Origin of the sequence: Vibrio sp. YT-18, assembly GCF_033337345.1 — a bacterium.
GTDB classification, from domain to species: domain Bacteria; phylum Pseudomonadota; class Gammaproteobacteria; order Enterobacterales; family Vibrionaceae; genus Vibrio; species Vibrio alginolyticus.
The window spans coordinates 1-4096 of the sequence record NZ_JAWOQO010000045.1; the positions used below are offsets into that span (position 1 = coordinate 1).

Genomic DNA, 4096 nt, shown 5'->3' on the forward strand with positions numbered 1-4096 from the left:
TGTCTTGGTAAAAACGCTTCGCTTAGTTTCACCAGGACAAACAAACTAAGCAGTTATGTTGTAACTCAAGGTTCAGTGTTAATTCGTTGATAGGCGCTTTTTGAGTACTTCCTAATCCTAATGCGAGCAATATTATGGTCATGTAACGTTTTTTGAAGTTCATGCTTTTCGTCCTTTCTTTTCGTAAATCTCGACACAAGTTAGCGTGTTTCATTTTTCTCTATGATCTTAAGATCTCACGCTGTTAGTTTGCTGTCATTTGAGCCAAGTTTTGAAGTAACAAGAGTTACTCTTTGGTTCAGTGAATGTGAGTTTAATTCGAATGATTGTTGTGACGCGGCAAATGACCGTTTGTGCGGTTTGAGCCAACTAGGCATTTTTATTTTTGGATAATGATAGATGCCTAGTTGCAGGTTGAACATGTGAAAAACGAGCATTTCAGAGGTGTTTCTGAGTGAGTTTAGAAGTTAGTTAGATTGCTATGTAAATCGCTCTCAAAGTGTCACAAACTTTCAAATGTTTTTTGGTGGGTAATGTGCCGGATTTCAGTCTGAAATCGTGCCTAGAGCGTTTGAGGGGCTTCTAAGTGGTGTTTTTGATAGTGAAGTTGCCTATTTAACATATGACCAATATTACGCACCTTTAAGTGTCGTTATGATGTCATCACGTTAATTGAGGTTAGGTGAACTGATGCCACACAATTTTTTGGATAGAAAGAAAAAACCGTTGAGTTCTTCTGGTGGAGGTTATAAGCCACTCCATGAAGAAGAGTCATTAAGAAAACCGCAAGCTCGAGAAGAAACAGTAAGGGAGCGAGCTGCCCGCCAACGTCGAGAGCGTCAAGCTGAATTGACGTATACCCAAGAAGATTACGCTCGTTGGGAAAAAAATCGTGTGCGTGCTACTGCAGAACGTAACGCGGCAGCGTTACAGGCCTACGATCTAACAGAGCCAGAATGGAACAAAGATCTACAAGACGATTTGAAAGAATACTTAGAAGGTAGACATACACAAGTTTGTATTTTCTCTGTTGATGATGCCGCAAAGTGTGCGATGAATATCTGGCATCAAAAAAATGAAGAAGGGGAAACGATTGGAAGTGAAACTCTGAAACTATTAGATGACATTCATTCAAAAATAGATATGGGCATAGGTATTATTACTGCGGCAAAAATATCAAAAGCTTTAGGTGGCTTTGGTATTACAGTTAAACAATATATTGATGCTCAGGGAATAGAACGAGTAATAATATCCAGTCTCTGGAATGACCCTAAGAAGTATTATGCTGTTGTTAATGGATTAAATATCAAAAAAAATTATCCATATAGAATTACAAACCCTACAATTAAGCAGTTGGGTGTTTTAGCTGAAGATACATTAAATGGATTTAAGAAAGGGGCTGTTTTAAGTTTAATTATATCGGCAACAATCAATACTAATGAATTGATGTTTAATGATGATTATCATTTAGTTGATTGGTGCGGTAGTATGGGAAGTGATTTGTTTAAGCTTTTAGCCACTGGTGCAGTTGTCGGTGGGATTATTTGCTTGACGGTCGCTCTTGGAGTTGCCATTCCTATGGTGGTTGGTGCGATGGTTTGGGTTGGTGTTGATGTAATTATTTCTAATATTTGGGATGAAAACAAGATAGAAGAAAACATAATAAATGGCTTAAAAGAGGCCACAAATGCCAAATAGAATTCTGATTTTTTTAGGAGTTCCTCTTGTATTAATAGGGATGCCTTTCTTATTATTTGATGCGATAAGCCCAATACTGGATGTTTATATATATCATCCAGAATCTATAGCGTTAACCTCCGTTTTTTCTATAGTTCCTTTTTTATCATGGTTTTGGTTTTTAAGTATAATAGGGTTTGTTTGTATTTGTTTTAATAAGCGTCCTGAATTACCTAAAGAGTGGAGTAAATATTTAGGAACTTACATTCCTTGTTTTCTATTTGTCATTGGGGTTGTTTTTGGAACGATTGGAAAAGATGCAATAAAGAAACACCTTGTTGATAGTGGTTACTTTTTAATTACTACAGAAAAGATAAGAACATCATTTTATATATCTCTTGATAAAGATATATACCATAGGGCTGATTAAACAAAAATTTGAGAAGAGTATGCAACAAAGATCTTTGCATTGATCATTGAGATCTAACGATTTTAGGATTAATCTCTATCCCCAGATGTGAAAAAACCACTCTTGCCGGAGTGGTTTTTTCGGAATACTCACAAATGATGACCAAATCGTTGTGTAAGTCCTTCCATGATAGACCATATCAAGTAAGCACTTCAAGAGTATTTCTGCACTCTGTTTGGAATCAAGATGTTTTGGACAGAACGACGCGCATCACTCACCGACCAAGGGATGTTCCAAAGGTGAGAGGTAAAGGCACTAATCAGAACTAAGCGTAAAGCTCGATAACACCGCCCCTTGTAGCTGCTAGAGGGGACAAGCGGAAAAGGAATAACTGATTAGTGTTGTGTGACTGGAACGGGGGCGAAAGCTTTACACACAGCGCAGGGCAGCCCGAAAGGGTAAGAGACAAAACTCCACGGAAAGCGACCATAGATGATACCCAAATCACTCAAGTTTAGAGTTGAAATGGGTAGGGGTCGGCGCAGCCGAAAGGGCTGATTTGGGGAGTCTTGCGACAACCTTATTCACCGCTTTTGGTCTCTTGTTTCTTGTAAGGTCTTTACCTCTTCTAATGTGAAGATTCGGTAAAGGTTTGAACGATAATACTCGAATGGGTGCTTCGATTCTTTGAACCTTATGTATTCAATTTTGTTGAAGTGGTTCTCTAACAGCTTTTTCATTTCGTTACTCTCAACGATGAAAAAGACTGCATGCCAGTACCCCTCTTTTTTTGCCTGTATGTGCTCTTTAAAAATGGTCCTGTAGCGTGATGGCGTTTGAATTGTTTGCATCAGTTCGAGTGCAATCTTTGCTCCCGAAGGACTTTTCACCAAGCCATCCGGTTTGTGTGCTACCTGATATTTTTTGCGTACATCTTCATGCTTACCATTTTCCCAATCACGCCATCCATTTTTTTGTAGCTGGAGCTGCACAAACTGTACTTTCATTTTATGTTCTGCATTCTTGGCCGTGACTCGGTACGGTACAAAACTCTTCTCTCTGCCATTACTTTTCTGTTGGTTTTGCGCAAGGCCTAAGTCGGTCACTCCCCACAATGCAAGCTTCCCTCTTGGCGTTTTTAGTTCGTACTTTTTGATGAGGTCTAAGCCTTTTAGTTTTGCCAGTAAACGATCGAGAGGCTGCCTTTTTTGATAATTCAAAAGCACCATTAAGTTGGTGATTGTGGAGTACGTTTCTTGTATTAAAAATTGTATGACGCATTGCATGTTGTCTGCATTTCGTTGGTAACGTTCGGTTTTATCTTGGATCAGATATTGTGTGTTCATCGGCCTCTGCCATCGGTGTCTATCATCGGGGGAGTATAGCACCCGACCGCAGACACCGATGAAATCCAAACAATAACAAGAAGTTTCGCCAAAGGGCGAATATTGAAAAAGCGTGCTTTTTCAATGAATTAGAATGTAAATCTTCGGGGCTGGACGCCCCTACAATTCAAATTCTAATTTAAAGCAAAATCCGCCTCGCTCCGCGAGACCAAGCCCCTATAGAGCGTGAAAAATGTCGCCCTTTTTGGACAAGTCCAAAGAGTCTCGTTTTTACATCGTTATACGGACTTGGTCTCGCCTGCTCAACGGATTTTGGGGCAAGCCCCCAAACCAAAACGCAGTTTGGGAACTGCTCGCCTTTTCGTTCGGGAACGGGCGTTTGGTTCGGCTCCCCCTGTCGAGAAAAAGGTTCGGGGGCTCACCTGTTTTCTCGATGCTACGTTGGACACTTCGCATTTTTTTCTGACTAGCAATTGAACCCCGCAAGGGGGCGCTTGGGCGATTGAGCCAGAAAAAAACATGGCTCACTAACTCACTTTGTTTCGCTGTTCGAACTGTCGCCTCGCGCTGCTCGTTGCCGGTTCGTTTGTCTTGGTAAAAACGCTTCGCTTAGTTTCACCAGGACAAACAAACTAAGCAGTTATGTTGTAACTCAAGGTTCAGT

3 protein-coding genes are annotated in these 4096 nt (G+C 40.4%); 2 read left to right on the forward strand and 1 reads right to left on the reverse strand.

The annotated features are described in order from the left end of the window. The first annotated feature begins 690 nt into the window (after window positions 1–690). Window positions 691–1698, forward strand: a complete 1008-nt coding sequence (locus R7M72_RS24040) for a hypothetical protein (RefSeq protein ID WP_025789264.1) — start codon at window positions 691–693, stop codon at window positions 1696–1698. Then, on the forward strand, window positions 1688–2107 hold the full coding sequence (locus R7M72_RS24045; RefSeq protein ID WP_276394767.1) for a hypothetical protein: 420 nt from the start codon (window positions 1688–1690) through the stop codon (window positions 2105–2107). The genes R7M72_RS24040 and R7M72_RS24045 overlap by 11 nt, the downstream gene beginning before the upstream one ends. Before the next feature lie 563 nt (window positions 2108–2670). Here the strand turns inward: R7M72_RS24045 and mobC are convergent. Continuing rightward, a complete protein-coding gene (gene mobC / locus R7M72_RS24050; RefSeq protein WP_025789262.1) occupies window positions 2671–3432 on the reverse strand; it encodes a MobC family replication-relaxation protein in 762 nt (253 codons plus the stop codon). Window positions 3433–4096 lie beyond the last annotated feature (664 nt).

What these genes read in the sequence shown, in the direction of transcription:
- R7M72_RS24045 (WP_276394767.1), top strand. Translation starts at nt 1,688, where the DNA reads ATGCCAAATAGAATTCTGATTTTTTTAGGAGTTCCTCTTGTATTAATA.
- R7M72_RS24040 (WP_025789264.1), top strand. Translation starts at nt 691, where the DNA reads ATGCCACACAATTTTTTGGATAGAAAGAAAAAACCGTTGAGTTCTTCT.
- mobC (WP_025789262.1), bottom strand. Translation starts at nt 3,432, where the DNA reads ATGAACACACAATATCTGATCCAAGATAAAACCGAACGTTACCAACGA.